Origin of the sequence: Polaromonas sp., from assembly GCF_039932935.1 — a bacterium.
GTDB lineage: Bacteria > Pseudomonadota > Gammaproteobacteria > Burkholderiales > Burkholderiaceae_C > Polaromonas.
Genome location: NZ_JBDTPB010000145.1, coordinates 74,687 through 98,662 on the forward strand (window position 1 = coordinate 74,687; position 23,976 = coordinate 98,662).

Consider the following 23,976-nt stretch of genomic DNA (forward strand, 5'->3'; position numbering starts at 1 on the left):
GTACTCAAGAAGATGTCGGCGGATCAGTATAGGTAGAGGTAATACAACCATGGGCTTCCAATTTATTGGAGTAGCTAACTCGCTCCAAGCCAATGGGTTTAACTTGCTCTTGCTGATAGTAGTGCCATAAGGAATAGCTGGCATCAGGGTTTGCGTTTGCAATCCAAGGATGAGGAACCGGCAGGCTAACAACAGGCCATAGTAGTGCCGCATAAGAGGCATGTTCCTCGTCTGGAGAACATGCAGGCAAACTGCCCGATATGACTCCACAGACCTCGTTGCGCTCGTTAAGTACATATCCGCCGCTCATTCCGGCATCGAACTGTGCATTCACTTGGATACAGGGAAATGAATACATACCTTTATCTCTGCATTCGAAATGAACGTCCCTTACGACTCCTATTGAGAAAGCGCGTTGCACATCAATGTCGCAAAAAAAATTATCACCTTCTAGCCGTGCACTGTTGATGTGAATTTTGTGTATCCCACTACCAAACACACGATCACCCACGCGAGGAGGAATAAAGGTTAGAGGAAGTCCTTTCCAGTGTAGGTAGTTGGCGCCTTCATGTGCAGGGGCCAACGTAAGCAAGGCGATATCGCAGTTATCAATCATGCCAATTGAATGGACATGCCACAGTACGGCCTGCTGCAGGCCCTTTAAGACTTGAATGACGGCGTAGTGCACGCGACTGGGAACCCCTTGGTTCAGGGCCGGATCATCGCGTAAAAGCTGCTCTGCGACATGCTTCGCAGTAAAAAGCATCTGCACCCCAACAACAAACACCGTGCCCACCCAAGTGACGCGTTCAATATCGTCAACTCCATTTCCACGATCTATGCGAATGAAGGCGGGCATGTACTCCGGCACGAACTCATTCGTATCGCTCACTAAACCGAATTCAGTCTCCATTGCTTAAGCTTCTCCCGCAGCATGAACGGACGCCATCCCTTTTTAGGCGCCAGGTGTGGGGTCCGATACTGCACTCGCCTCGCCGGCATCCGTTATCGGACCAATAATTTCCTTGAGCACAAGCCTGGCCTGGTTGAAAGCATCAGCCCCTCGGGTGCAGCAAATGGTCAAAATCCTAAGCTGTCCGTCCAGTGGCGGAGCGCCAATCTCATCTTGAAGGACAAGAACGCCCAGCATCGAGCGAAGCTGAACAACGTAGCTGCTAGCCCGCGCGAGCGCTGGAGCTATGACTGGATCAAGTGCAGACAAGGCCAACAGCTGCCCGCCGGTCGGGAGGGCAGTTGCATTAATGACCTTTAGGTATAAGGCGGCCATTCCCGATCTGTGCTCCCCCGCAGGTACTGCCTGGCGGTCGTCGCGAATGGAATTCAGGTATCCGATGGCAGGTTCGAGCATCAAATAGACATCCTCCGCCACGAGGCGCGCCGCTGTAGCGGCTTCAGCTTTTCTGGCCAGCTGATCTGCCTGCCGAATAGCCAACGGAATCCATATCGCTATGGCTACAGCAATCAGCGAACCCCACGCCTGTACCCATCCAGCGCAATTTGCTGCGCTGACTCCCGGCACAAGCATGCAGGTATCCAATATCTCGTAAGCCATACTTCCGCCCCTGAGTCAAAGGCCTCAGAGTACTCCAGCTGAACGCAGGGAGCCAGCGGCCCATTCTCTCAGCCCATTTGACTATTGAGCTGTTCAAAGTCCAAAGACTCCAGCTCGCCGTGGAATGCCTGAATGACTGCCGGCGCGATCGAGCCGTGGCCTACGTCGATCAAGTTGCCTCCTTTGAGGTCAAACCATTTCCCATGTCGAAGCAGGACTTGACCAGTCCAGCGGCCGGTGGTTCCGTCTCGTTCGTACTCAACCCGATAGCTGATCACCTTGCCGCTTCGGGCTTGCGTAGTTTCTCCAGCAATTTGCATGCGATTCCCCCTGTTATGGAAGCCACAGCATAGACGCCATCAGGTTCGCTGCGGAGATCATCGGCCACCATCTGAACGCCTTTTGGAGGAAGCATCACGCAGCAGCATCAACGCAGCAAAAGCCACCAAGCCCAACGCCGCTGAAAACCACAGCGCGTTCGCGCCAAAGCGATCAATGGCCAGGCCAAACAGCCAAGGCGCCGTTGCCTGCGCAAAGCGGGCCGGAACCATCAGCAGGCCCTGGCGGGCACCGTAGTCGCGCACGCCAAACAGCACCAGCGGCAGCGTGCCTTTGGCAATCGTCAGCACGCCGTTGCCGGCTCCGTGCAGCACCGTGAACACCGCGCCTGCCGGGATCCCAAAAAACAGGAACACCATTGCGCCCAGCGTGTGCAGGCTGCCGGCCACCCGCGCCGACACCAGGGGGTGGATGTTGCGCAGCAGGCCGTATTCGAGCAACCGGCCGGCAACCTGCGCGGGGCCAACCAGTCCGGCAAAAACGAGGGCCGTGGCCAGTGGCACGCCGTGAGCCTGCAGCAGCCGGGGCAGGTGCGCGGCCATGGCGGTGCTGATGAACCACGTGACGGCAAAGACCAGCGCCAGCAAGGATGCAGTGCGGGTGGTGGAAGAAGTGGAAGAGGCGGAGGCTGGTGGTGTGGATTCAGCGGGCGGTGCGGATACTTCGGGCTGGCCCGCATTGGGGTGAGCGTCGGCGGGAAGGCCTGCCGTGGGCGATGCCGGCAGCCGCCAATTCAGTGGCAGGCCCAGCAGCAAATGCAGCGCTGCCCAGGCCAGGCAGGTTGCGCGCCAACCCCATTCCAGCTCGAGCCAGGTCGACAAGGGCCAACCGACGGTGCTGGCAAAACCGGCGAACAGCGTGATGCCGGTGATGGCCCCGCGCGCGTCTTTGCCGTACAGGTGCACCAGCGCGGCAAAGGCCGCTTCATAAAGGCCCGCCGCCATGGCCACGCCCAGGATCACCCAACCGGCAAACAAGCCGACCGGCCCCTGCGCGAGCGCCAGCGTGACGAGCCCGGCGGCAAAGATCACGCTGTTGGCAGCCAGCACCGGCCGGCCGCCGTGCCGGTCTATGGTCTTGCCCGCAGCCGGCCCCAACAGGGCGGACACCACCAGCGCGGCCGAGAAGGCGGCAAATACCGTGGGAGTGCTGACGCCGAGATCTCGCGCCATCGGCGCCGCGAGGATGGCCGGCAGGTAGTAGCTGGAAGCCCAGGCCAGCGTTTGGGCAATGCCCAGCTGGACGATGGTGGCGGCGCGGCTTGTTGAAGTCACGGCAGCAAGAGTAGCAAGAAAAGCCGGGCAGCCTGCCGGCTCTGCCGCATCAGCCTTGGGTTTGCGCCTGTCGCACGCCCAATGCGCTGTGCAGTAGCACGCCCATCAGCGCACCCGCGGTCTGGGCCAGCACAAAGCCGGCGGCGCTTGCCGGCGCGATTCCGGCGAAGCTGTCCGAGAGCATGCGCCCCAGCACGGCAGCCGGGTTGGCGAACGAGGTGCTGGCGGTGAACCAGTAGGCCGCGCCGATATAGCAGGCCACCAGTCCAGCCGCCTTGGCGGCCGGAGCCCGCAGCACGACAAGTATCAGCCCGGCGGTGGCCACGGCTTCAGCCAGCCATTGGCCCCAGCCGCTGCGCACCTTGGCGCTGAACTGCAGCACGCTCATGTCGAACATGGCATTGGCCAGCCACGCCCCCGCCACGGCGCCCAGCAGCTGGCATGCTATGAAAAGAATAGCTGCTTGCGCTCGTCCCTTCTGGGATGGAGGGCTTTTGAATGCCAAAACAAGGGTGACAAGCGGGTTGAAGTGCGCGCCGCTGACCGGGCCCAGCAGCTCGATCAACACGTAGAGCGCAAACACGGTGGCCAGGGTGTTGGCGAGCAAGGCGACGCCCATGTTGCCGGCCGAAAGGCGCTCGGCCATGATGCCCGAGCCGATGACGGCGCAGAGCAGGGCGGCCGTGCCTACAAATTCCGCGAGGAGCTGCCGCGCCAGAGGCTTGCCTGCTTGCGCAGGCGTGAAATCTTCCGCCTGGCTCATGCGCACGCCAGGCTTGTCAGCAGTTGCATCACCACGGGGGGCCTCAGCAACATGCGGGGGTGGTGCCGGCGCTGGCCGCTGCCAGCGGTGACGATGCTTCGCGGGTATCTGCCAGCGCAGGCGCAGATCGATTCTGTAGCTGGGCCATCAGCGGCAGGCTGCGTACGCCCATGAAGCCAAATATGACCATCGCGCCCAACGCAAGGACGCCGAGGGTTTGCGGATCCCGCAGCACGGCGCCCAAGCGCCGGACAGCGCCGGGGGTAAGCGGCACTGCCACTTTGACCGCGGCGGGTGCGGCACAGCACGCCGAAGCCTCGGCCTGTGCGGGCGCTTGTGCCTCACTGAACACCGGAATGCTGTCCAGCGTATGGAACTGTTCCCAGGCAATGCCTTGCGGGTCGGTCACCCAGTATTTGTCGCTGCGGGCGTAGCAGCAGGTCGTGGGGCCTTCATCGAGCAAGGCCATGTCGGCACGGCTGGCGCTGGCTTTCAGGGCGGCCAGTTCTTCGGGTTTGTCGACCTGAATGCCCAGATGATCTACGCCCGTTGCATTTCCACGTGTGGAGATGGCGAAGTTGACGGGCGGATCGCTCAGCATCCACTTGGCGTAGTCGGCTTCGGTGCGCGCAGGCTGTTGCTCAAACATGGCCGAATAAAAGGCGATATTTTTGGCGAGGTCTGTCACGTGGACGTGAACATGGAAGCGTTTCATGGCGTTCTCCGGGCGAGTGGTGGGTGGGGTGGGGTGGGGTGAGGCGGATGTCGATGTGTCAGCAGGCGGCACAGCCAGCGGGCGCGGTGGCTTCGCAGCTTGTGCCTTCGCAGCAGTGCTCGCTCAAGTAGCCCAGCAGTGCGTTCATTTGCCCGAAGTTGGCGCGGTAAATCAGGTTGCGCCCGCGTGCCTCGCTGCTGACAAGGCCGGAGTGCGAGAGTTCTTTGAGGTGAAAAGACAGCGCGCTGGGCGCCACGCCCAGTTGATCGGCCATGGCCCCTGGCGTCAGCCCCTCAGGTCCGGCGACGACGAGGGCGCGGAAAGCACGCAGGCGCTGGGCCTGAGCCAGTGCTGCCAGCGCCTTCACGGCGGCACCCTCATCGAGCGGTGGAAAATTGAGGTTTTGGGTTAATGCTTTCATAATTCAAATATAATTGAATTGTTGAATCGAAGCAACCCCGCCCATTTTTTCAGGAGCCCAACGCATGCCGACCGCCATCACGATTTACCACAACCCCCAATGCGGCACTTCACGCAATGTGCTGGCGCTGATCCGCAATACCGGCGTCGAACCCGAGGTCGTCAAATACCTTGAAACCCCGCCCACAGCAGCCACGCTGAAGGCCTTGATTGCCCAAATGGGCGTGCCGGTGCGCGAGGTGATCCGGCAAAAAGAGGCGATCTATCAAGCGCTGGGGCTGGATGATCCCGCGCTGAGCGACGAGGCCTTGATAGCCGCCATGGCAGCTCATCCCATCCTGATCAATCGGCCCATTGTGGTCACGCCTTTGGGCACACGCCTGTGCCGGCCGTCGGAAGCCGTGCTCGACATCCTGCCGCTGCCGCAGCGCGGCGCCTTTGCCAAGGAGGATGGCGAGCAGGTGACCAACGAACGGGGAGAGCGTGTGGCCGGCCGCTAGCACGATGACAAAAGACTTGGCAGCGTTCTCGTCCGATCTGAGGGGCATGGTTGGCGACGCAGCGGGCATCCGACCGCTCCTCTGTAGTGGCAATCCTTTTGATTGCAAAGTAGCGCTTGTGGGTGCAAATCCAGGCTCGGCGACTCCTTTCTGGCCGTCTTGGACGGATGCGAACGGTGTGGACAAAGAAGCTTGGTTGCAGGCATACCGCCAACAACACGGCGGTTATGGTCGGTCGCGCGCCGCGATCGAACGCTTCTTGCCGTTGGTGAACGCCCAAGTCATCGAGCTGAACGCGCACGCTAAACAGACCGCCCGCCTTGGCCAGCTCGCAGTCAAAGACCGCACAACCGAAGTATTGGCGTATCTCTTACGGGCAGTCCGACCAAGGGTTGCCCTCTGTGCAGGCGCCAGCGCTGTAACGGCGGTGACGGAGATGCATGTCGACTGGCCCATGAAAATTATCGAGGCGCCACATTTCATCTATTGGGGCCGTGAGCGCGAGCGTCGGATGGCGGCTGAGATCAATGCTTATCTTTAGGCTGATAGCTCGACTTTCGTCAACGTGACCTGGGTCTGAAGGCCTTGCATGGTGGCTGCTCGGTAGCCAGAGGAAATGCGCCGGAATGGCTCAGGCGGACGTGCCTCCAAATTTTGATTGCTATCTTTTATATAGCTGCTTGCGCTCGCCCTTATTGGGCTTGAAGGCGATTGAATGCCTAAAAACGAGTCAAAACTGCTGATATTCAGTGCTGTATCGACTTTTTTTTCTCGCTTCACGCGGTTTTCGAGGCTCTGCAGGGCATTTTTTTAGGTGTTATTGGCCTCCAGCCCAATAACTGCTTGCGCAAGCAGCTATCAAAAACGTAGCGCCAGGGTGTGCACGCAGGCACCCCGTATCGGGTCGATTTGCCAGAGCGGCAATTCGCCGACCGACTGGCCCGTCACGCCCCGCGCTTTTGTTGGGCGGCGTTGCGCTTGCGGGTGGCGGCCGCTTTTTTAGCGGAAGCCGACCGTTCTTCGGCAGTGCGGGAAGCCGCCGCTGCGCCGCCGCGCTCTCCACCCTTGCGGGATGGCGCATGGTTTTCAGCCTTGCCACGTCCCGAGCCGGACTTTTTGCCGCCGCCGGTTTCCTTGTTGACGGTGGCCCAGGCGCGGCGTTCAGCTTCTTCCTTGCCAACGCCACGGTCTTCATAGCCGTCCTCAATGTGTTCGGCCTTGCGCTTTTGCTTGTCGCTGTAGGCGGATTTGTCGCCTCTGGGCATGTCGGTTCTCTCTGGCTGCACGAGCCTTGATGCTGGAGCCCTGAAAGTAGCGCGCACCGCGCCGCATTTTTGCACGCGGCATTCCCAAGAAGAGGTCGGCGCTCTCCTACGCTGTGTTCAGCCTGCGGCGATATCCACCACCACTTTGCCGTGCGCAACGCCGGACTCCACCCGCTGATGCGCGGCCAGCGCGGAGCCCAGGTCAAAGCGCTGGCTGTCGAGCAGGGGCATGAGCCGGCCGGCCTCCACGAGTTTTGCGGCCTCACGCAGGATGTCGCCGTGATGCTCGCGGCCCTGGCCTGAAATCATCGGGTACAGAGTGAACACGCCCGAATAAGTCGCCGAGCGGAAGGACAGCGGCGCGAGTTTGTGGCTGCCCCATCCGAGGATGCTGAGCACATGGCCGCCATAATGCCGCGCGGCGCTGAAGGAGGCGTCCAGCGTGGCGCCACCCACCGTGTCGAAGACGACGTCAAAGCCGGCGCCGCCGGTGTGGCGCGCGACATAGTCCTCGATGGTGCTGCTGCGGTAGTCGATGGGCACGGCCCCGAAGCGTTCGGCGATGGCGAACTGTTCCTGGGCGACGGTGGTGAACACCTGGGCGCCGCGGGCGCGCGCGAGTTGCACGGCGATATGCCCCACGCCGCCTGCGCCGCCATGCACCAGCACCTTGTCGCCTTGAGCGACGTTGGCGCGGTCCACCAGGCCTTCCCAGGCCGTGATGGCGACCAGGGGCAGGGCGGCCGCTTCGCGCATGGTGAGGTTTTGCGGCTTCAGCGCGACGAGGCGCGCATCCACCGCTGCGTATTCAGCCAGTGTGCCTTGCAGCCCGCCCACGCCGCCGGCCGCGCCGTAGACCTCATCGCCGGGCCGAAAGGTGCTCACGCCCGTGCCCACGGCGACCACCACGCCGGCCAGGTCCAGGCCAAGGCCGGCCGGCAAAGGCTGTTGTGCATGCGCGGCCTGGCCGGCGCGGATTTTGGTGTCCAGCGGGTTGACGCCGCTGGCCACAATGCGCACCAGCACCTGGCCTGCTTGCGGCGCCGGCACAGGCAGTTTTTTCAATACAAAATCGCCGCCCGTGGCCTCGACGGTCATGGCTCGCATGGTGGCCGGAACAGTCGCAGGAACATTGGCAGGAACGTTAGCAAGAACAGTCATGTTGAACTCCTTGGATGAATGAGGAGTTCAGTTTGATTCAAACGAAATTGAATGAGAACTACAAAACCCGCACGGTACCCATGCATTTTTGTATGATGGCGGGATGGATTGGGACGACATCAAGGTGTTTTTGGCCATCGCCAGGGCAGGCTCGCTGGGCGGTGCGGCAAACGCGCTGGGCCAGACGCAACCGACGATGGGACGCCGCCTTCGAGCGTTCGAAGAGAAGCTGGGGGTGGCGCTGTTCCAGCGCAGCAGCGAGGGTTTTGCGCTGACCGACGAGGGCGCCTCCGTCATGTCCACCGCCGAGCGCATGGAGCAGGAGGCGCTGGCGTTTGAACGAACGCTGGAAGGCGGGGAAACGGAGCTGGAGGGCCTGCTGCGTGTGTCCGCATCGGACTGGTTCGGGCTGCATGTGCTGGCGCCGGTGTTTGCGCGCTTCCAGGAGAAGCATCCACGCGTGAGCATTGATCTCATCACCGAGTCGCGGCTGCTGAGCCTGGCGCGCCGCGAAGCGGACCTGGTGTTTCGCATCCGGCCGTTCGAAGAGGCCGACGTGGTGCAGCGGCGGCTCACGACCGTCCACTATGCGTTGTATGGCGCATCGCAGCTGGAGAAGCCGCGGGCGGGCGATGGGCAGGGCACGCCGCTTATCACGATGAACAGTGCCTTCAGCACCATGCCCGACGTGCGCTGGCTCCAGCGCCTGCTGCCGAACGCTCGCACCGTCATGCGCAGCAACAACCGCGAGGTACAGACAGCGATGTGTGTAGCTGGCCGCGGTTGGGCCGTGCTGCCCGTGCAGCTCGGCGACCGCGCGCCGGGCCTGGTGCGCGCCGACCTCGGAGAGGCGCCGCCCGGCCGCGACGTGTGGGTGGGCTTTCACCAGGACCTGCGGCGCTTGACCCGCCTGCGCCGCCTTCTGGAATTCACGGTCGAGGCAGTGCCGGCCGACTGACCGCGCCTGGCCGTTAAGTACGAGGACGATCCCGCGCCACGCGGGTTGCGGTGGTTGCACCGCCACGCCTGCCGCGTATTTTCCCGTGTCACACAACTGCCATTGAACTGACACGAACACGTCACCCCCCACTCCCAGAATCACGTCATGACCAGCATGACAGAGCACCCGATGGGACCGGAGTCGAACGCCGCCAGCCGCAGTTTGAGCGCCGGCATTCAGGACCTTAACAAGCAGTGCCTGCGCATTTTGCGTTGCACCGCAGAGGCCTTGGCAAACAGCCCTGGCGGCTTGCGCTTCAAGGCGGGTACACGGCCATGGCTGGAGGGTTTGTCAAACGCGCGGCCCATGCTGGCTGCTGGTTTGGGGCGACGTGACAAGGCGGTTTCGCTGGCCGCCGGTGATTGAAAGTCGAAGCCCCTTTTTTGGGGCTTTTTTACAGCGCGATCTGAATTTGCCGAGTTGTTGAGACACAAGGAACAAGGAGTTAGCCATGAAAGAACTGCCCAATCCCACCTTTGCATTGTCGCCAGTCGCAATGCCACGGGGGTCACTTCATCAAAGCGGTCATGCTGTCATTCCCGCCGTTGTTCAAAGGCCTGCCGTGGGGAAAATCACGGTCAGCTGGGCCCGGCACCAGGACGAGGTCCGGCAGGCGCAGCGTCTGAGGTACCAGGTCTTTGCGCTCGAGATGGGCGCGAACCTTTCCAAAGTGCTGCCCGGCCACGACGTGGATTTGTTTGACGACTACTGCGAACACCTGCTGGTGCGCGACGAAGCCAGCCAGGACGTGATCGGTACCTACCGCGTACTCACGCCGACCCAGGCCAAACGCGTGGGCAGCACCTATAGCGACACCGAGTTCGACCTGACCCGCCTGCGCGCCTTGCGCGAGCGCATGGTCGAGCTGGGCCGCAGCTGCGTGCATGCCGACCACCGGCACGGCGGCGTCATCCTGGCGCTGTGGGGTGCGCTGGCCGAGTTCATGGCGCGCAACCAGCTCGACACCATGATCGGCTGCGCCAGCATCCCGATGCAGCACAACGGGGTGTCCAGCGGCCATGCGGCCGCCAGCATCTGGCGCCAGGTGCGGCAAACGCATCTGGCCGCGATTGAATACCGCGTCACGCCGCGCCTGGCGTTGCCGGTGGAGCGGCTGGACGACACGCTGGACGTGGAGCCGCCCGCATTGATTAAAGGCTATTTGCGCCTGGGTGCCAAGGTGCTGGGCGCGCCGGCCTGGGACCCGGACTTCAACTCGGCCGACCTGCCCATGATGATGCGCATCGCCGATTTGCCGCCACGCTACCTGAAGCATTTCTCGGGCAAACCGGTGCCGGGCAACCCATCGGAGGCCTGATGCGAAGCATGTTTGACGCCATGGGGGCGCTGGGCAACGGATTCGGCGGCGGTGGCGACGACCACGACGATGACGATTCGCTGCGCAAGCGCTACCGCACCATTTTTATCTCTGACATCCACCTGGGTACGCCCGGTTGCCAGGCGGCTGCGCTGCTGGATTTTCTCAAGGCCCATCCAAGCGACAACCTGTATCTGGTGGGCGACATCGTAGACGGCTGGCAACTGCGCCGGCGCTGGTACTGGCCGCAGTCGCACAACGACGTGGTGCAAAAGCTGCTGCGCCGTGCCCGCAAAGGCTGCCGCATTGTGTATGTGCCCGGCAACCATGATGAGTTTGCGCGTGAATTTATTGGTAACCAGTTCGGCGGCATCGAAGTGATCGATGAAGCCGTGCACACCACCGCCGACGGCCGCCAGTTGTGGATCATCCACGGCGACTACTTCGACGCGGTGGTGCAGTGCGCCAAATGGCTCGCCTATGTGGGCGACAACCTGTATGAATTCACGCTCAAACTCAACCGTCACCTGAACAGCCTGCGTGCGCGAATGGGGCTGCCGTACTGGTCGTTGTCGGCCTACCTGAAGCAAAAGGTCAAGAGCGCACTTAACTACGTCACCGATTTTGAAGTGGCTGTCGCCAACGAAGCGCGCCGGCGCGGCCACCAGGGCGTGGTCTGCGGGCATATCCACCGCGCCGAGATGCGCACCATCAACGGCGTGCTGTACTGCAACGACGGCGATTGGGTAGAAAGCCGCACTGCGCTGGTAGAGAACTACGACGGCACGCTGGAACTGCTGCACTGGGCGCCTTCGAACGAAAACCGTCGCACCGAGCCGCTGCAAAACCTTGGCAGCAGAGAAGACTCTCCTCTGCTCGAGCCGGGGCCGCGGAACTGGCTTGGCCAGGCCGCAGGCGCAGCGGCCCCCTCCGGGGGCAGGGCGCTACACGAAGTGAGCAACCGTGGGGGCGAGGTACAAGCATGAAGGTCGCCCTGATCACTGACGCCTGGCAGCCGCAAGTCAACGGCGTCGTCACCACGCTGGTGGAACTGGTGCGTGAGCTTGAAGCACTGGGCCATGAGGTGAACGTGGTGCACCCGGGCCTCTTCAAGACGCGGCCGTGCCCGGGGTATGCGGGCATTGACCTGGCAGTCCGACCCAAACGCGGGTTGACGGAAAAACTGGACGCGTTTGGGCCTGAGGCTATTCACATTGCGACTGAAGGCCCGCTGGGATGGGCAGCGCGTGGCTATTGCCTCACGCGTGGCCTGCGTTTCACGACAGCGTTTCACACCAAATTCCCGGAAATCTTGCATGCGGCGCTGAAGATTCCGCTTTCATGGGGTTACGCCCTGTTTCGCCATTTTCACAAGCCATCGTCGGGTGTGATGGTGCCGACCCACGGCGTGCTGCGCATGCTGGAGCAGCGGGGTTTTCGCAACCTGCGAAATTGGACGCATGGCGTGGATACGCAGCTGTTCGGTTTTGAAGCGCAGCCGCGTCTGTACCCGCCCATGGGCACCTTGACCCGCCCCGTCTCGTTGTTTGTGGGCCGGGTGTCGTACGAGAAAAACATCGATGCCTTCCTGAAGCTGGACATTCCCGGAACCAAGGTGGTGTGCGGCGTGGGGCCGCTGGAGGCCTCGCTGAAAGAGCGTTACCCGCAAGTGCGTTGGATGGGCGTGCTGCCCCGGGACGAATTGGCCAAGGTGTATGCGGCCGCCGACGTGTTCGTGTTTCCCAGCCGCTCGGAAACCTTCGGTCTGGTGATGCTGGAATCCATGGCGACAGGCACGCCGGTGGCGGCATACCCCGTTGATGGTCCGCTGGAAGTGCTTGGCAAGCCTGACGGAAGTTGTCACGGTGGTGTCATGAATGAAGATTTGCAACAGGCGTGTTACAGCGCGCTGGCCGTGCCGCGCCATGAGGCCCGCATGCGTGCACTGGACTTCAGCTGGGGCCATGCAGCGCAGCTTTTTGCGTCTTATCTCGTCAACGCCGTGCAAAACAACGCACAAGGCAACCTTGATGGCGCCAAGGACAGTGCTTGTCAGCCCCTTCACAGGAGGGCAACATCAGTTAAAAGTACTGTCACGCCACTGTCATGAAAACCGTCAACACTCTGACTTACGTTTAATGACACCTACATGCTTTGTTGATGCCCACTTCACCCGCTTCGGTGGCGGCCGCTGCGCCACCCGTCCAGTTCCTGGATCGCGACCACAGCATCCTTGCCTTTAATGAGCGGGTGTTGGACTGGGCCAAGCGCCCGGACGTGCCGCTATTGGAGCGGCTGAGGTATCTCTGCATCGTTTCTTCCAACCTGGACGAATTTTTTGAGGTGCGCACCGCGCCGCATCTGACGGCCGCCCAGGCCAACGATTCGAAAGGCCTTTATTCGGTCGAGTCGTTCAAGGCCCTGTCTGCCGCCGCGCATGACATGGTGGCGCGCCAATATTCGCTCTATAACGACGACCTGCTGCCGGCCTTTGAACGGCAGGGCATACGCATCGTCTCGCATGGCGAGCGCAATGCGGCCCAGCGGCGCTGGGTGAAGGAATACTTCGAAAGGGAAGTGCGGCCCTTGTTGATCCCGGTGGGGCTGGACCCTTCCCATCCATTTCCCCAGGTGGCGAACAAGTCACTCAACTTCATTGTGCGCTTGAGTGGGCACGACGCCTTCGGGCGCGAGAACGACATTGCCATCGTCAAGATACCGCGGGTGTTGCCGCGGTTCATTCACATGCCGGCGCATGGCAAAGACAAGAGCCGTCTCTTCGTGTCGCTCTCCAGCGTCATCCGCGCACACCTGACGGAGCTGTTCCCCGGCCGTGACGTGGGCCAGTTTTCGCAGTTCCGTGTCACACGCCATTCCGATTTGGCCGTCGATGAAGACGATGTCAAAAACCTGCGTACCGCCCTGCGCCAGGGCCTGGAGCAGCGGCATTACGGCCAGGCCGTACGGCTGGAGGTCTCTGCGGGGTGTTCCGAGCACCTGGCGAGCTTTTTGCTCAAGCAGTTCAACTTGCCGTCGCCTGCGCTGTACCGCGTGCACGGCCCGGTGAACCTGGTGAGACTGACGCAGCTGGTAGACCTGGTCAATGACCCCAAGCTGCTGTTCCCCGGCTACAGCGCCTGTTACCCGACGCAGCTGCAGCCCGGGCAGTCGTTCTTTGAGCGGCTCAAAGAGGGTGACGTGTCGATTCACCAGCCTTTTGAAAGCTTCGACGGCGTACTCGCCTTTTTGCGGGAGGCGGTCAACGACCCCCAGGTGCTGGCGATCAAGCAAACCATTTACCGCACCGGTGCCGACTCCGAACTGATGGTGCTGCTGCGCGAAGCCGTGCGGCGCGGCAAGGAAGTGACTGTGGTGGTGGAGCTCAAGGCGCGCTTCGATGAAGAAGCGAACATTAACTGGGCGGAAATGCTGGAGTCCATCGGCGCCCAGGTGGTGTACGGCGTGGTGGGCCTGAAAACCCACGCCAAGATGCTGCTGGTGACGCGGCGCGAGGGCAAGCACCTGGTGCGCTACGCCCATCTTTCGACCGGCAACTACAACCCGCGCACGGCGCGCCTGTATACCGACCTGAGCTACCTGACGGCCGATGCCCTCATGACGGCCGACATCGACAACGTGTTTGTGCACCTGGCCAGCCAGAGTCGCCTGCCCAAGCTGCACCATTTGCTGCTGGCGCCGTTCCAGCTGCACCGCAAGCTGATCGAGAAAATCGACGCGCTCGGCGAGGCTGCCTTGCACGGAGAAGACACGCGCATTGTGGCCAAGATGAACGCGCTGACCGACGAAGACCTGATGCTGGCGCTGGTGAGGGCCGGGCAACGCGGCGTGAAGATCGACCTGATCGTGCGCGGGGCCTGCATGCTGCCGGCACAGGTGCCCGGAGTGACGGACAACATCCGTGTGCGATCCATCATCGGCCGCTTCCTGGAGCATTCACGGGTATTTTATTTCCGCTGCGCGGAAGAAGAGACCTTGCTGCTCTCCAGCGCCGACTGGATGAACCGCAACATGCTGCGCCGGGTGGAGCTGGCCTGGCCGGTGACCGACCCGGTGATTCGCCAGCGCATCATCGACGAATGCCTGGTGGCTTATCTGCACGACGGCCGAGATGCCTGGGATTTGCAGCCTGACGGTTCCTACCTCAGGGTCACTGCAGATGGCGAACATCCGCGCCACGGCGCGCAGGCAGCCCTGATGGCCCGTTATTCGCCCCCTCAACAACAGGAAAAATGACATGGACCTTATTCTGTGGCGTCATGCAGAGGCAGAAGACTGGCCCGAAGGTGACCCGCAGGGCGGCAGTGATCTCGAACGATCGCTGACCGGCCGGGGCGAGAAGCAGGCGGCCCGCATGGCCCACTGGCTGGACCGCCAATTGCCCGAAGGCGCACGCATTTTTGTGAGCCCTGCACGGCGCTGCGAGCAGACCGCGTTGGCGCTGGGGCGCAAGTACAAGGTCCGCAACGAACTGGCGCCTGATGCCACGGTTGAACAACTGCTGGAACTGGTGCAATGGCCGACGGCCAAAGCACCGATTTTGGTGGTGGGCCATCAGCCATTGTTGGGCGAAACCATTGCGCAGCTGCTGGGACTGCAAGAAGCCGAGTGCCCCGTCAAGAAAGGCGCGCTCTGGTGGCTTCGCAACCGCGACCGCGACGGGCAAAGCCAGACGGTCGTGGTCACGGTGCAATCGCCTGAAGTTCTCTGAGTCGAGGTACGAGGCCGCAAGGGCCGCGGTCCGCTGAGCTACGCGGCGGTGGAAACGAACCACGAATTTCTTTTATTCAAACCGGCAGCCGGACCGAGTCTGCGTGATGGAACACAACCCTCCCAGCCGATGAGATGCCGCGGGAATTTGGCCATCGGTTTGAGCAGGCGACGCGTTTGACGACCGGGCGCACGAGTGCGGGCTTGCCAGTTTCATCTACGCCATGCACCGCAAAGGCGCTCTTGGCGAGGTCAATTTCAACGGTTACGATAGCCCTGATTTCCGTTCCGGGCGAGTTGATGAAAAGTTTGAACTCTCCATCTAGGTACTCGGCATGCCATGCCGCCAGTCGTTCGACTCGCGGTTCGCTCAGGGGGCCGGGAAGCCCTTTCATTCACTAGGCCCCGCTCTCCCGCGTCGGGCATCATGCCTACCCCGTAAAGTCAAACATGCTTAAGTACGTCTGGTTAGTGATACTTGCAATGCCGCCTTGGGCGGCTGCAGAGTTTGATGCTCCGAAATGGGTCGTGATTGTCGCGCTAGTTCCTTTTTTTCTTGTTCTAAGCATCCTGGGGGATCCGGATGAAAACCTGCTAGGGGAGGCATCGGGGAAGTTCCGCAAGGGCGCGCTTGGCGTCATGGGAGTAGGCGGCCTCGTCCTTGGCGTCGTTTTTTTTATCCTGTGGCAGGTGTTCTTTCCAAAGGCTTAGGCCAGGCGTGTTAATCGTCAAGTCAGGCAACAGCGGCTGTGAGGCCTAACAATTCGTCCAGGCCGACGCCGCTTCGTGGCGCGGCATAACCAAGGCGTCAGCCAAGCCGTCAGGCCTCCGAATCAGTATGACCAAAAAATTTATTCCAAGTACCACAAGCTCGCGGATCGCCTCATCTGTCGCCCTGTTTATTTCGTTCGCAGTTCCATTCACGTGGATGCTTTCAACAGGTCTTGTATGGGCCGCGGCAAGAAAGATTCCGGGCAGCGTGTCAGATACCTCTATTTCCTTCCCGACCGGGATTCCGCTTGTCATCATTATTTTCATTTCGTGGTGGGCTGTTTTTTTTGTGTCTCACCGCGCCGTCAAGTCAAAATTACGTGTCACGCTGGTTTCAAATCTTGCTGCCGTTCTGGCTTTTTGCGCCTGCTTCACCTTTCAGTTCGGTGCCGCGGAGTGGAATCCAGTTCCAGACCCGGGATTGATCAATATCTTCCCCATCAGGTTCGCCCTGGCCGTTTTAATCGCGTTCGCTTGCAGCATGTTTGCGGCTTTGTATTTGGCGCCTCGGACTGACAACTCCATTGCGTCGAACCTTGGACTGCAATGAAGACCGCGTTTTTTTTCGTCATTGGATATTTGCTCGCGAGCTTGCTTGCCACTTCTTTTCTGCTGGCGTTACAGCCGCCGCACGCGCATTTCCCGACCTTGATCGCGCTTGCGTTTTTTCCGTTGTATCCCGTGAGATGGGTGGGCACGGCATTCCTGGGGACCATTGCCCCCTTGGAAGTCATGGCGCTTGCAGTGTTTGTCTTGTTGATGGGAACCAGCGTCTACCTGGCGTTTAAAGCCAGGCAGAAGGCAGCCCGATGAGTTGCCCGCTAACGCCCTGATATTTCAATCGTGGCAGGCTCAGTCATGAGCAACTCAGCACCCATACGGGTGCTGGAGCTTGCCTTTGCGTGGTTTAAGAGCCGAGCGTGGGCCGACCGGTCTTGATTGCAGGGACCTGTTCAAGCGCCGTCAGGAAGGCCGCATCGGACAGGCTGGCCAGCAGCTTGATGCCTGCGCGCAGCAGTTCACTTTTCTTGGCCGGGCGGGTCAGTTTGGTGGCGCGTTGCTTGAGATCGTCGAGCACCACGTATTCGGTCTTGGGAATGGTGAAACTGTCGCGCACCAGCTTGGGCTTTTTGGTTTTCTCGGGTTTTGCGGCCTTCACCGGTTTGGCGCTTGCCTGGGGCTTGGCTGCCGGCTTCTTGGTCGCGGCCTTTTTCACGATGGCTTTCTTGATTACGCCTTTGCCGGTAGGGGCCTTGACGGTGGACGCCTTTTTCGGGGCAGGCTTGGCCGCGGTTTTCACGGGAGCTTTGGGGGTTGCCGGTATGGCGGCCTTTGCGATGGTCTTTGCAGTTGCTTTTTTGCGGGTTGCCATGGATTAGTCCTGTTTTTGTATGCGGTCAAATAAACCGTATATATAGTTTATACGGTTTGATTAAAAACGGTCAAGTCGTGCGACCGCGGCGGCCATGCGCGCACGGAGGGGTGGAGGGGTTCAGGCAGTTGGAACGACCAGCGTCCACGGCGTCTTTTGCCAAGCCAGCACTTCTTCCTGCAGCAGGTGGGCCGACTGCGGAAAGGCCTGCGCCCAGCCGGCGCGGCAGTTCAGCACAAAAATGCGTCCGGGCTCGGCGCTGCTCTCAAGCTGCAAGCCCTTGAGGTCGGGGTCGCGCCGCGCGTGGCAGAGGATGACCGCCAGGCGCAGGCACAGCAGCTGCTGGATGAACACCCGGTCTTCAAAATTGACTTCCAGCTTGCGCAGCTTGCCGCGGTGGCCCAACACCAGCAGGCTCAGGCGATGCAGCTCGGGCAGGGCAAAGCCCGGGGCGTCGGCGTTGTCCAGGATGTAGGCGCCGTGCTTGTGGTAGTCGCTGTGTGAGATCTGGCTGCCGATTTCGTGAAGTTGCGCCGCCCATTCCAGTTTGCGCTGCAAGCGGTCAGACTCTGCCGCAGGCATGCCCTTGCAGGCCATGACGAACAGCTGCCTGGCGACTTTGTTGACGCGTTGCGCCTGTCCGGCATCGGTGTTGAATTTGCTGGCCAGACGCTGCACGGTGGTGGATCGCAGGTCGGTCAGGTCTTGCTCACGGTCGAGCAGGTCGTACAGCACGCCGTGGCGTAAAGCGCCTTGCGCGGCTTCCATCTGCGAAATGCCCAGCAGGTCGAACACGGCTCTCAGGACACTGACACCGCCGCCTATGACGGCACGCCGGTCGTCTTTCATGCCCTCGATCTTGAGGCGGTCGGCGCTTTGTGCCTTGAGCAGACGGTCCAGCAGCCAGTCGAGGCCTTCCCGCGTGACCAGGCCCGCAGGCCAACCTGATGCGGTCAGTACATCGCTGACCGCGCCAATCGTGCCGGAGGAGCCATAGGCGGTGTCCCATGCGTCGACCCGGTAGGCGTTGACGGCCTCGTCAAGAACCGCTTTGGCAGCCACTTCGGCAGTCTGGAAGGCGCGCGGGGTGAACTGCCCGTCCGGAAAGTATTTCATCGACCACGCCACGCTGCCGACACGGTAGGACTCCATGGTGCGCGCGTCCAGCCCCTTGCCGAGGATCATTTCGGTGGAGCGCCCGCCGATGTCCACCACCAGCCGGCGTTCGTCAGACTGCGGCAGCAAGTGCGCCACACCCTGGTAAATCAACCGGGCTTCTTCGCGGCCCGGAATGACGTCGATGGGAAAACCGAGGATTTTGTGGGCGCGTGCGAGAAACTCTTCGCGGTTGCGCGCTTCGCGCAGGGTCTGGGTGGCGACGGCGCGGACCTGGTGTTTTTTGAAACCGGCCAGCCTTTCACCGAAGCGAGCCAGACAGTCCCAGCCGCGCTGCATGGCTTCAGGGGTCAGGTTGCGGTCTGCATCGAGCCCGTTACCCTGGCGAACGGTTTCCTTGAGGTATTCGGTGCGATGGATCTGGCCCGCATCAAAGCGGCCGATTTCAAGGCGAAAGCTGTTGGACCCGAGGTCTACAGCGGCGAGCAGCGTTCCATTTTGCATGTCTGAGTTTCTTTTTCGGGGCTCAGCATAGCATTCACGCGGGATGCTCATGAGCATGCTGTAGTCCGTCAACCAATGAGTCGGCCATCGACGGTCATCATGCTCTGGGTTACGTAGTTTCCGCTCCTGCGCTGGGCATTAAAGCTGATGCTGAATCCGCCCATATCGAATTTTTCACGGCGCTGAAAGGCGGCCAGGGCGCTCTGGCGGCTCAGCGGGCCGTCGACCTCGTTCAGCACTTCCCAGGTGTAGCGCGCGGCAATAAATCCGGCCAGGCTCAGGGGTGTGGGCGGCTCGTCAAAAAGGCGCGCGAGCGTTTCGCGGTAGTTTCTGACCACCGGGAGGCTGGCGTTTACCAGGGGCACTGGCTGGGTGGCGATCACGGGCGTGTTGCGTGCCGCACCCATCTGCAGCATGGTCTGCAGGTTCACGTCGGCCAGGGCCACGATGTACCGCTGGCGGGCCTGCTTTTCGATGCCTTGCGTGAATTCGGCCAGCTCTGGGGTTCCGCCTACAAACAGCAGGACGGCAGGTGTGCTGGGCGTGAGCTTCTGGCCCAGCGCGCGCAAGTCGCCCGTCCCCTTGAAGGGTTGCAGCTTCAGTTGCATGTCTACGGCAATGCGCGCGACATCTGCGTGATAGGCCGCATAGTCCTGCGCTGTGGCGTAAATCGCACCCAACTCCTTCAGGCCCATGGATGAGAGGCTTTTAAGCGCATAGGTAATTTGTTCCTGGCGCGCGGCGAAGATGGGAAATGTCTTGTCGTCAATCTCGAGGCTGGAATTTTGCAGCCATGGGGCGGCGTGGGGAATGCCCAGTGCACCCTGGCGGGACAGTGCCACGATCTGGCTGGCCACGGGGTCGCCCACGCTGCCGGAGAGGACTATGCACGACGGGTTGTCCTTGACCGAATCCAGGGCTGTGTGCACGCTGGCGGGGCTGCCGTCTGTTTCCAGTGCCAGGTGCTGGACCTGCTTGCCGCGAATGCCGCCGCGCAGGTTGATGTCTTGCCAGGCCGCCCGTGAGCCGATCAGAAAGTCCTTGGAGACGTCCTGCTGGCCTTGCGAAAAATCAACGACCTGGGCGATGACCACACCACGGGACGATGCCGCCTTGCCGGGTTGCGCCCATGCCGGTATTGCGGCGGCTGTGGCGGCTGTGGCTGCCATGAGGCCGGCGCGTTGCAACAGCTGACGACGGCTGGGGGTGGGCGTGTGAAATGGCATGGTGGTGGCTCCCCGTTCGGCAGGTTTGCCTGCGTCATTTGCTATGAAATTTGTAGCTGCTTGCGCCCGTCTATAAAGGGCTGCAGTCTGAAATGGGAGTCATTAAACGAAAAACGGGCCAAACCTCTCCGGTTTGACCCGCTGCGGTGCAGGCGTACTTATTTCGCTGGCGGAATCAGGACGCTGTCGATGACATGCACCACACCGTTGGTGGCGACGATATCGGGCGTCTGGACCAGGGCATCTTCAACTGTTACGAATTCACCGGCGCGCGACAGGGCGACGTTGGCACCGTTGACGGTCTTGCTGTTGCCGTTTTTGACACTCGCAGCCATAACCGTGCCTGGCAGGACGTGGTATGTCAGAAGGGCCTTGAGTTTGGCCGGGTTTTTGCCGAGCTCGTCCATGGTTTTGGCCGGCACTTTGGCAAACGCCTCGTTGGTGGGCGCAAAGACGGTGTAGGGGCCCGTGCCTTTCAGGGTGTCGGTGAGCCCGGCTTTTGCGACCAGGCTGTTGAGCGTGCTCAGCCGCGACTGGGCAGCGAGGGTGTCGGCCACCGAGACCGGGGTGGATGAGGTCGTGGCGCAGCCAGCGAGGGCTGCAACAGTGGCAGCGACAAACAAAATACGGCGATTGAACATGTTCTGGGTACTCCTGTGTAAGACAGGGTCCAAGCGTAGGCAGGTGACATGACAGATCCGTGACGGAAATTTGAAGTTTTTGTGACGGGACATGCCAAAACCCCACATGACAGCGGCCAAACTTCGCGGCTTTTTTGTCATGCCTCTGTCACACAAAATTTCTACAGTCGATGCATCTTCCCTGTCAGTCCAGCTATTTCAACCTGATTTCAAACCAAGAGGTGTTTCGATGAACCAGTCTTTCAAAGCTTCCCTGACCGCCGCGATGGGCCTTGCCTTCGTATCGTTCGCCACGCTGGCTGCCGCCCAGGACGTCACCGGCGCCGGCGCCAGCTTCCCGGCCCCCCTGTATTCCAAATGGGCTGCTGATTACAACAAGGCCACCAGCATCAAGATCAATTACCAGTCGGTTGGCTCAGGTGCTGGTTTGCGCCAGATTGAAGCCAAAACGGTCGACTTCGGTGCTTCTGACGCTCCCCTGAAGGACGAAGAACTGGCCAAGAAGGGGCTGATGCAGTTCCCCACCGTCATCGGCGGTGTCATTCCCGTGGTCAACATCAAAGGCATCGCTGCCGGCCAGCTCAAGCTGAGCGGCCAGGTGCTGGGCGACATCTACCTCGGCAAGATCACCAAATGGACCGACCCCGCCATCAAGGCCCTGAACCCCACGCTGGCACTGCCTGACGCCGCCATTGCACCGGTTCGCCGCGCCGACGGTTCCGGCACCAGCTTTATCTTCACCAACTACCTGAGCAAGGTGAACGCCGAGTGGAAGTCCAAAGTGGGCGAGGGCACAGCGGTGAACTGGCCAGTAGGCGCCGGCGGCAAGGGCAATGAAGGCGTGGCGGCATTCGTCGGCCGTCTGCCCAATTCGATCGGCTACGTGGAATACGCCTACGTCAAGCAAAACAAGATGACCTTTGCCCAGCTGAAGAACGCCGCCGGCAACTTCGTGTCGCCGGAAGACAATGCCTTCAAGGCCGCTGCCGCTGGTGCAGAGTGGTCCAAGAGCTTCTACCAAATTCTGACCGAGCAGCCTGGCAAGGATTCGTGGCCCATCACCGGCGCGACTTTCATCCTGATGCAAAAAGTCCAGGACAAGCCTGCCCAGGCGGCCGCTTCGCTCAAGTTTTTTGAGTGGGCTTACAAAAACGGTGACAAGACCGCCGATGACCTGGACTATGTGCCCATGCCTGCCGCAGTGAAGACCATCATCGAAAAAGCCTGGGGCGACATCAAGGATGCATCGGGCAAGACGGTTGCCTACAAGTAAGCACAGCCTGCCGATTTTTCACAGTCGTTACACACCATAGGGGTTTCTCACGTGTCCTCTACACTTCCGGCTAGCCGGGCCGCTTTTGACCACCCGGCCAAAGCGACCGGACGCGATATGACCAATCCTCCTCCTGGCGGCGCTGTGCGCAGAAGCCCTATGGCAGACCGGCTTTTCGGCTGGGCTGCACAAGGCGCGGCCTGGCTGACGCTGGCCCTGCTGGCCGGTATCCTGGTATCCCTCGTCATTGGCGCGTGGCCGGCGATCAGCAAATACGGCCTCGGCTTTCTGACCAGCAGCGTCTGGGACCCCGTCAAAAACGAGTACGGCGGGCTGGTCATGATTTACGGCACGATTGCCACGTCGTTGATCGCGCTGCTCATCGCGGTGCCGGTCAGCTTCGGCATTGCGCTGTTCCTGACAGAGCTGTCGCCCGCCTGGCTCAAAAGGCCGCTGGGCACCGCCATCGAGCTACTGGCCGCCGTGCCGTCCATTGTTTACGGCATGTGGGGTTTGCTGGTGTTCGGTCCTATCCTTGCCACTTACGTCCAGCAGCCGCTGCAAAGCATTCTCAGCGGCGTGCCGTATCTCGGTGCGCTGGTGTCTGGCCCTCCCGTGGGCATCGGCATTTTGTCGGCCGGCATCATCCTGGCCATCATGATCATTCCCTTCATCGCGTCGGTAATGCGGGACGTGTTTGAAGTCACGCCTGTGCTGCTCAAAGAGTCGGCCTATGGGTTGGGCTCCACCACCTGGGAAGTTGTCTCCAAAGTCGTGCTGCCCTACACCAAGGCTGGCGTGGTCGGCGGCATCATGCTGGGTTTGGGCCGGGCCCTGGGCGAGACCATGGCGGTCACCTTCGTCATCGGCAATTTCAACCAGCTGGATTCGCTGAGCCTCTTTCAGGCGGCCAACAGCATCACGTCGGCGCTGGCCAACGAGTTCGCTGAAGCAGGCGAAGGCCTGCACCAGGCGGCACTGATTTATCTGGGGCTGGTGCTGTTCTTCATCACGTTCGTCGTGCTGTCGCTGTCCAAGCTGCTACTGGCCCAACTGCGAAAAAGTGAAGGGGTGAAAACATGAGTACCGCGGTGCATGAGGCGCGCCTGGCCAAGTTTGCCCGCCGCAAGCGGGTTAACCGGATCGCGCTGGTCCTGTCGCTGGCGGCCATGTCGTTCGGTCTGTTCTGGCTGGCATGGATTCTTTGGGAAACCATTCGCCTGGGCGTGGGTGGCCTCTCGATGGCCACGCTTACCCAGATGACACCGGCGCCGAACGAAGAGGGCGGTATCGCCAACGCGATTTACGGCTCCTTCCTGATGGTGTTGCTGGCCACGTTTGTGGGCACGCCGATTGGCATCATGGCGGGCATTTACCTGGCTGAGTACAACACCAAGGGCATGCTGGCTTCGGTGACGCGCTTCGTCAATGACATCCTGCTGTCCGCACCGTCCATCGTGATCGGCCTGTTTGTCTACACCGTCGTGGTGTCGCAGTTCAAGGGCTACTCAGGCTGGGCAGGCGTTCTGGCGCTGGCGCTGATCGTGATTCCCGTGGTGATACGCACGACGGAAAACATGCTGCAGCTGGTGCCGCCAGGCCTGCGGGAGGCAGCCTATGCATTGGGCGCGCCGAAATGGAAAGTCATTACCAGCATCACGCTGCGTGCTGCGCGCGCCGGCGTCACGACGGGCATTTTGCTGGCCGTGGCGCGGATTGCGGGTGAAACGGCTCCGTTGCTCTTCACCGCGCTGAACAACCAGTTCTGGACGTCCGACTTGAGTCAGCCCATGGCCAGTCTGCCCGTAACGATCTTCAAATTTGCGCTCAGCCCTTATGAGAACTGGCAGCAACTGGCGTGGGCGGGCGTGTTCCTGATCACCATGGCCGTGCTTGGCCTGAATATCCTGGCGCGCGTACTGACCCGCGGGAAATCATGAACACCCCTGTTGCGAGTTCACTTCGTGTAGTCGCCTCCCCCCTCAAGGGGGCAACACCTGCAGTCCGGCAAAGCCGG

General features: G+C 61.2%; 27 protein-coding genes and 2 pseudogenes. 15 read left to right on the forward strand and 14 right to left on the reverse strand.

The window, feature by feature from the left end; translation table 11 throughout:
• Window positions 1-4: 4 nt before the first annotated feature.
• From ABI546_RS22060 to ABI546_RS22090, 7 genes and pseudogenes are all read right to left on the reverse strand, one after another.
• Entirely contained in the window at window positions 5-913 is a 909-nt protein-coding gene (locus ABI546_RS22060; RefSeq protein WP_348050279.1) for a trypsin-like serine protease, read from the reverse strand.
• A 42-nt stretch (window positions 914-955) separates the two neighbouring features.
• A complete protein-coding gene (locus ABI546_RS22065; RefSeq protein WP_348050281.1) occupies window positions 956-1,573 on the reverse strand; it encodes a hypothetical protein in 618 nt (205 codons plus the stop codon).
• A gap of 68 nt (window positions 1,574-1,641) precedes the next feature.
• Window positions 1,642-1,893 carry a hypothetical protein gene (locus ABI546_RS22070; protein ID WP_348050283.1) on the reverse strand — a complete coding sequence of 84 codons (252 nt, stop codon included), beginning with the start codon at window positions 1,891-1,893 and terminating at the stop codon, window positions 1,642-1,644.
• A gap of 57 nt (window positions 1,894-1,950) precedes the next feature.
• Window positions 1,951-3,186, reverse strand: a complete 1,236-nt coding sequence (locus ABI546_RS22075; RefSeq protein WP_348050285.1) for an MFS transporter — start codon at window positions 3,184-3,186, stop codon at window positions 1,951-1,953.
• 49 nt (window positions 3,187-3,235) lie between these two features.
• A complete protein-coding gene (locus ABI546_RS22080; protein WP_348050287.1) occupies window positions 3,236-3,949 on the reverse strand; it encodes an MIP/aquaporin family protein in 714 nt (237 codons plus the stop codon).
• Between the two features lie 301 nt (window positions 3,950-4,250).
• Window positions 4,251-4,664, reverse strand: a pseudogene (locus tag ABI546_RS22085) (ArsI/CadI family heavy metal resistance metalloenzyme); the annotation flags it as partial.
• A 58-nt stretch (window positions 4,665-4,722) separates the two neighbouring features.
• Window positions 4,723-5,085, reverse strand: coding sequence for a metalloregulator ArsR/SmtB family transcription factor (locus ABI546_RS22090; RefSeq protein WP_348050289.1), 363 nt, complete (start codon window positions 5,083-5,085; stop codon window positions 4,723-4,725).
• Window positions 5,086-5,149: 64 nt separating this feature from the next.
• On the opposite strand from ABI546_RS22090, the gene arsC reads away from it, so the two are divergent.
• Together arsC and ABI546_RS22100 are read left to right on the forward strand one after the other, a co-directional pair.
• A complete protein-coding gene (gene arsC, locus ABI546_RS22095) occupies window positions 5,150-5,584 on the forward strand; it encodes an arsenate reductase (glutaredoxin) (RefSeq protein WP_348050291.1) in 435 nt (144 codons plus the stop codon).
• A gap of 4 nt (window positions 5,585-5,588) precedes the next feature.
• Window positions 5,589-6,125, forward strand: a complete 537-nt coding sequence (locus tag ABI546_RS22100) for a hypothetical protein (protein WP_348050293.1) — start codon at window positions 5,589-5,591, stop codon at window positions 6,123-6,125.
• 403 nt (window positions 6,126-6,528) lie between these two features.
• Here ABI546_RS22100 and ABI546_RS22105 read toward each other — a convergent pair whose 3' ends face one another.
• Entirely contained in the window at window positions 6,529-6,849 is a 321-nt protein-coding gene (locus tag ABI546_RS22105; protein WP_348050295.1) for a plasmid stabilization protein, read from the reverse strand.
• A 117-nt stretch (window positions 6,850-6,966) separates the two neighbouring features.
• Complete coding sequence (locus ABI546_RS22110) at window positions 6,967-8,010, reverse strand: zinc-dependent alcohol dehydrogenase family protein (RefSeq protein WP_348050297.1); 1,044 nt, start codon at window positions 8,008-8,010, stop codon at window positions 6,967-6,969.
• Window positions 8,011-8,113: 103 nt separating this feature from the next.
• Between ABI546_RS22110 and ABI546_RS22115 the strand changes: the two genes are divergently transcribed.
• The 7 genes from ABI546_RS22115 to ABI546_RS22145 all read left to right on the forward strand — a co-directional run bounded on the left by ABI546_RS22115 (window position 8,114) and on the right by ABI546_RS22145 (window position 15,057).
• Entirely contained in the window at window positions 8,114-8,968 is an 855-nt protein-coding gene (locus ABI546_RS22115) for a LysR family transcriptional regulator (protein ID WP_348050299.1), read from the forward strand.
• A 147-nt stretch (window positions 8,969-9,115) separates the two neighbouring features.
• A complete protein-coding gene (locus tag ABI546_RS22120) occupies window positions 9,116-9,376 on the forward strand; it encodes a hypothetical protein (RefSeq protein ID WP_348050301.1) in 261 nt (86 codons plus the stop codon).
• 85 nt (window positions 9,377-9,461) lie between these two features.
• Window positions 9,462-10,328 (forward strand): GNAT family N-acyltransferase, encoded by an 867-nt coding sequence (locus tag ABI546_RS22125; RefSeq protein WP_348050303.1) that lies wholly within the window; start codon window positions 9,462-9,464, stop codon window positions 10,326-10,328.
• Window positions 10,328-11,314 carry a UDP-2,3-diacylglucosamine diphosphatase gene (locus ABI546_RS22130; protein ID WP_348050305.1) on the forward strand — a complete coding sequence of 329 codons (987 nt, stop codon included), beginning with the start codon at window positions 10,328-10,330 and terminating at the stop codon, window positions 11,312-11,314. The genes ABI546_RS22125 and ABI546_RS22130 overlap by 1 nt, the downstream gene beginning before the upstream one ends.
• Window positions 11,311-12,438 (forward strand): glycosyltransferase family 1 protein, encoded by a 1,128-nt coding sequence (locus ABI546_RS22135; protein ID WP_348050307.1) that lies wholly within the window; start codon window positions 11,311-11,313, stop codon window positions 12,436-12,438. The genes ABI546_RS22130 and ABI546_RS22135 overlap by 4 nt, the downstream gene beginning before the upstream one ends.
• 50 nt (window positions 12,439-12,488) lie before the next feature.
• Window positions 12,489-14,582, forward strand: a complete 2,094-nt coding sequence (ppk1, locus tag ABI546_RS22140; protein ID WP_348050309.1) for a polyphosphate kinase 1 — start codon at window positions 12,489-12,491, stop codon at window positions 14,580-14,582.
• Window position 14,583: 1 nt separating this feature from the next.
• Window positions 14,584-15,057 (forward strand): histidine phosphatase family protein, encoded by a 474-nt coding sequence (locus ABI546_RS22145; RefSeq protein WP_348050311.1) that lies wholly within the window; start codon window positions 14,584-14,586, stop codon window positions 15,055-15,057.
• Between the two features lie 113 nt (window positions 15,058-15,170).
• On the opposite strand, the pseudogene ABI546_RS22150 reads toward ABI546_RS22145, so the two are convergent.
• Window positions 15,171-15,328, reverse strand: a pseudogene (locus ABI546_RS22150) (IS110 family transposase); the annotation flags it as partial.
• 178 nt (window positions 15,329-15,506) lie between these two features.
• Here ABI546_RS22150 and ABI546_RS22155 point away from each other — a divergent pair.
• The 3 genes from ABI546_RS22155 to ABI546_RS22165 all read left to right on the forward strand — a co-directional run bounded on the left by ABI546_RS22155 (window position 15,507) and on the right by ABI546_RS22165 (window position 16,640).
• Window positions 15,507-15,767 carry a hypothetical protein gene (locus tag ABI546_RS22155; RefSeq protein WP_348050313.1) on the forward strand — a complete coding sequence of 87 codons (261 nt, stop codon included), beginning with the start codon at window positions 15,507-15,509 and terminating at the stop codon, window positions 15,765-15,767.
• 127 nt (window positions 15,768-15,894) lie between these two features.
• Window positions 15,895-16,377: a hypothetical protein gene (locus ABI546_RS22160; protein WP_348050315.1), complete on the forward strand. Its 483-nt coding sequence runs from the start codon at window positions 15,895-15,897 to the stop codon at window positions 16,375-16,377.
• A complete protein-coding gene (locus ABI546_RS22165) occupies window positions 16,374-16,640 on the forward strand; it encodes a hypothetical protein (RefSeq protein ID WP_348050317.1) in 267 nt (88 codons plus the stop codon). The genes ABI546_RS22160 and ABI546_RS22165 overlap by 4 nt, the downstream gene beginning before the upstream one ends.
• A 94-nt stretch (window positions 16,641-16,734) precedes the next feature.
• Here ABI546_RS22165 and ABI546_RS22170 read toward each other — a convergent pair whose 3' ends face one another.
• From ABI546_RS22170 to ABI546_RS22185, 4 genes are all read right to left on the reverse strand, one after another.
• A complete protein-coding gene (locus tag ABI546_RS22170; protein ID WP_348050319.1) occupies window positions 16,735-17,199 on the reverse strand; it encodes a hypothetical protein in 465 nt (154 codons plus the stop codon).
• Between the two features lie 120 nt (window positions 17,200-17,319).
• Window positions 17,320-18,819, reverse strand: coding sequence for an exopolyphosphatase (gene ppx / locus ABI546_RS22175; RefSeq protein ID WP_348050321.1), 1,500 nt, complete (start codon window positions 18,817-18,819; stop codon window positions 17,320-17,322).
• A gap of 68 nt (window positions 18,820-18,887) precedes the next feature.
• Complete coding sequence (locus tag ABI546_RS22180) at window positions 18,888-20,045, reverse strand: ABC transporter substrate-binding protein (protein WP_348050323.1); 1,158 nt, start codon at window positions 20,043-20,045, stop codon at window positions 18,888-18,890.
• A 158-nt stretch (window positions 20,046-20,203) separates the two neighbouring features.
• Window positions 20,204-20,686, reverse strand: coding sequence for a fasciclin domain-containing protein (locus ABI546_RS22185; RefSeq protein ID WP_348050325.1), 483 nt, complete (start codon window positions 20,684-20,686; stop codon window positions 20,204-20,206).
• A gap of 265 nt (window positions 20,687-20,951) precedes the next feature.
• Between ABI546_RS22185 and pstS the strand changes: the two genes are divergently transcribed.
• From pstS to pstA, 3 genes are all read left to right on the forward strand, one after another.
• Complete coding sequence (pstS, locus tag ABI546_RS22190) at window positions 20,952-21,959, forward strand: phosphate ABC transporter substrate-binding protein PstS (protein WP_348050670.1); 1,008 nt, start codon at window positions 20,952-20,954, stop codon at window positions 21,957-21,959.
• A 117-nt stretch (window positions 21,960-22,076) separates the two neighbouring features.
• Window positions 22,077-23,042, forward strand: coding sequence for a phosphate ABC transporter permease subunit PstC (gene pstC / locus ABI546_RS22195; protein WP_348050327.1), 966 nt, complete (start codon window positions 22,077-22,079; stop codon window positions 23,040-23,042).
• On the forward strand, window positions 23,039-23,899 hold the full coding sequence (pstA, locus tag ABI546_RS22200) for a phosphate ABC transporter permease PstA (RefSeq protein WP_348050329.1): 861 nt from the start codon (window positions 23,039-23,041) through the stop codon (window positions 23,897-23,899). The genes pstC and pstA overlap by 4 nt, the downstream gene beginning before the upstream one ends.
• The last annotated feature ends 77 nt before the right edge of the window (window positions 23,900-23,976 follow it).

What these genes read in the sequence shown, in the direction of transcription:
- ABI546_RS22060 (WP_348050279.1), bottom strand. Translation starts at nt 913, where the DNA reads ATGGAGACTGAATTCGGTTTAGTGAGCGATACGAATGAGTTCGTGCCG.
- ABI546_RS22065 (WP_348050281.1), bottom strand. Translation starts at nt 1,573, where the DNA reads ATGGCTTACGAGATATTGGATACCTGCATGCTTGTGCCGGGAGTCAGC.
- ABI546_RS22070 (WP_348050283.1), bottom strand. Translation starts at nt 1,893, where the DNA reads ATGCAAATTGCTGGAGAAACTACGCAAGCCCGAAGCGGCAAGGTGATC.
- ABI546_RS22080 (WP_348050287.1), bottom strand. Translation starts at nt 3,949, where the DNA reads ATGAGCCAGGCGGAAGATTTCACGCCTGCGCAAGCAGGCAAGCCTCTG.
- ABI546_RS22090 (WP_348050289.1), bottom strand. Translation starts at nt 5,085, where the DNA reads ATGAAAGCATTAACCCAAAACCTCAATTTTCCACCGCTCGATGAGGGT.
- arsC (WP_348050291.1), top strand. Translation starts at nt 5,150, where the DNA reads ATGCCGACCGCCATCACGATTTACCACAACCCCCAATGCGGCACTTCA.
- ABI546_RS22100 (WP_348050293.1), top strand. Translation starts at nt 5,589, where the DNA reads ATGACAAAAGACTTGGCAGCGTTCTCGTCCGATCTGAGGGGCATGGTT.
- ABI546_RS22105 (WP_348050295.1), bottom strand. Translation starts at nt 6,849, where the DNA reads ATGCCCAGAGGCGACAAATCCGCCTACAGCGACAAGCAAAAGCGCAAG.
- ABI546_RS22110 (WP_348050297.1), bottom strand. Translation starts at nt 8,010, where the DNA reads ATGACTGTTCTTGCTAACGTTCCTGCCAATGTTCCTGCGACTGTTCCG.
- ABI546_RS22115 (WP_348050299.1), top strand. Translation starts at nt 8,114, where the DNA reads ATGGATTGGGACGACATCAAGGTGTTTTTGGCCATCGCCAGGGCAGGC.
- ABI546_RS22120 (WP_348050301.1), top strand. Translation starts at nt 9,116, where the DNA reads ATGACCAGCATGACAGAGCACCCGATGGGACCGGAGTCGAACGCCGCC.
- ABI546_RS22125 (WP_348050303.1), top strand. Translation starts at nt 9,462, where the DNA reads ATGAAAGAACTGCCCAATCCCACCTTTGCATTGTCGCCAGTCGCAATG.
- ABI546_RS22130 (WP_348050305.1), top strand. Translation starts at nt 10,328, where the DNA reads ATGCGAAGCATGTTTGACGCCATGGGGGCGCTGGGCAACGGATTCGGC.
- ABI546_RS22135 (WP_348050307.1), top strand. Translation starts at nt 11,311, where the DNA reads ATGAAGGTCGCCCTGATCACTGACGCCTGGCAGCCGCAAGTCAACGGC.
- ppk1 (WP_348050309.1), top strand. Translation starts at nt 12,489, where the DNA reads ATGCCCACTTCACCCGCTTCGGTGGCGGCCGCTGCGCCACCCGTCCAG.
- ABI546_RS22145 (WP_348050311.1), top strand. Translation starts at nt 14,584, where the DNA reads ATGGACCTTATTCTGTGGCGTCATGCAGAGGCAGAAGACTGGCCCGAA.
- ABI546_RS22155 (WP_348050313.1), top strand. Translation starts at nt 15,507, where the DNA reads ATGCTTAAGTACGTCTGGTTAGTGATACTTGCAATGCCGCCTTGGGCG.
- ABI546_RS22160 (WP_348050315.1), top strand. Translation starts at nt 15,895, where the DNA reads ATGACCAAAAAATTTATTCCAAGTACCACAAGCTCGCGGATCGCCTCA.
- ABI546_RS22165 (WP_348050317.1), top strand. Translation starts at nt 16,374, where the DNA reads ATGAAGACCGCGTTTTTTTTCGTCATTGGATATTTGCTCGCGAGCTTG.
- ABI546_RS22170 (WP_348050319.1), bottom strand. Translation starts at nt 17,199, where the DNA reads ATGGCAACCCGCAAAAAAGCAACTGCAAAGACCATCGCAAAGGCCGCC.
- ppx (WP_348050321.1), bottom strand. Translation starts at nt 18,819, where the DNA reads ATGCAAAATGGAACGCTGCTCGCCGCTGTAGACCTCGGGTCCAACAGC.
- ABI546_RS22180 (WP_348050323.1), bottom strand. Translation starts at nt 20,045, where the DNA reads ATGCCATTTCACACGCCCACCCCCAGCCGTCGTCAGCTGTTGCAACGC.
- ABI546_RS22185 (WP_348050325.1), bottom strand. Translation starts at nt 20,686, where the DNA reads ATGTTCAATCGCCGTATTTTGTTTGTCGCTGCCACTGTTGCAGCCCTC.
- pstS (WP_348050670.1), top strand. Translation starts at nt 20,952, where the DNA reads ATGGGCCTTGCCTTCGTATCGTTCGCCACGCTGGCTGCCGCCCAGGAC.
- pstC (WP_348050327.1), top strand. Translation starts at nt 22,077, where the DNA reads ATGACCAATCCTCCTCCTGGCGGCGCTGTGCGCAGAAGCCCTATGGCA.
- pstA (WP_348050329.1), top strand. Translation starts at nt 23,039, where the DNA reads ATGAGTACCGCGGTGCATGAGGCGCGCCTGGCCAAGTTTGCCCGCCGC.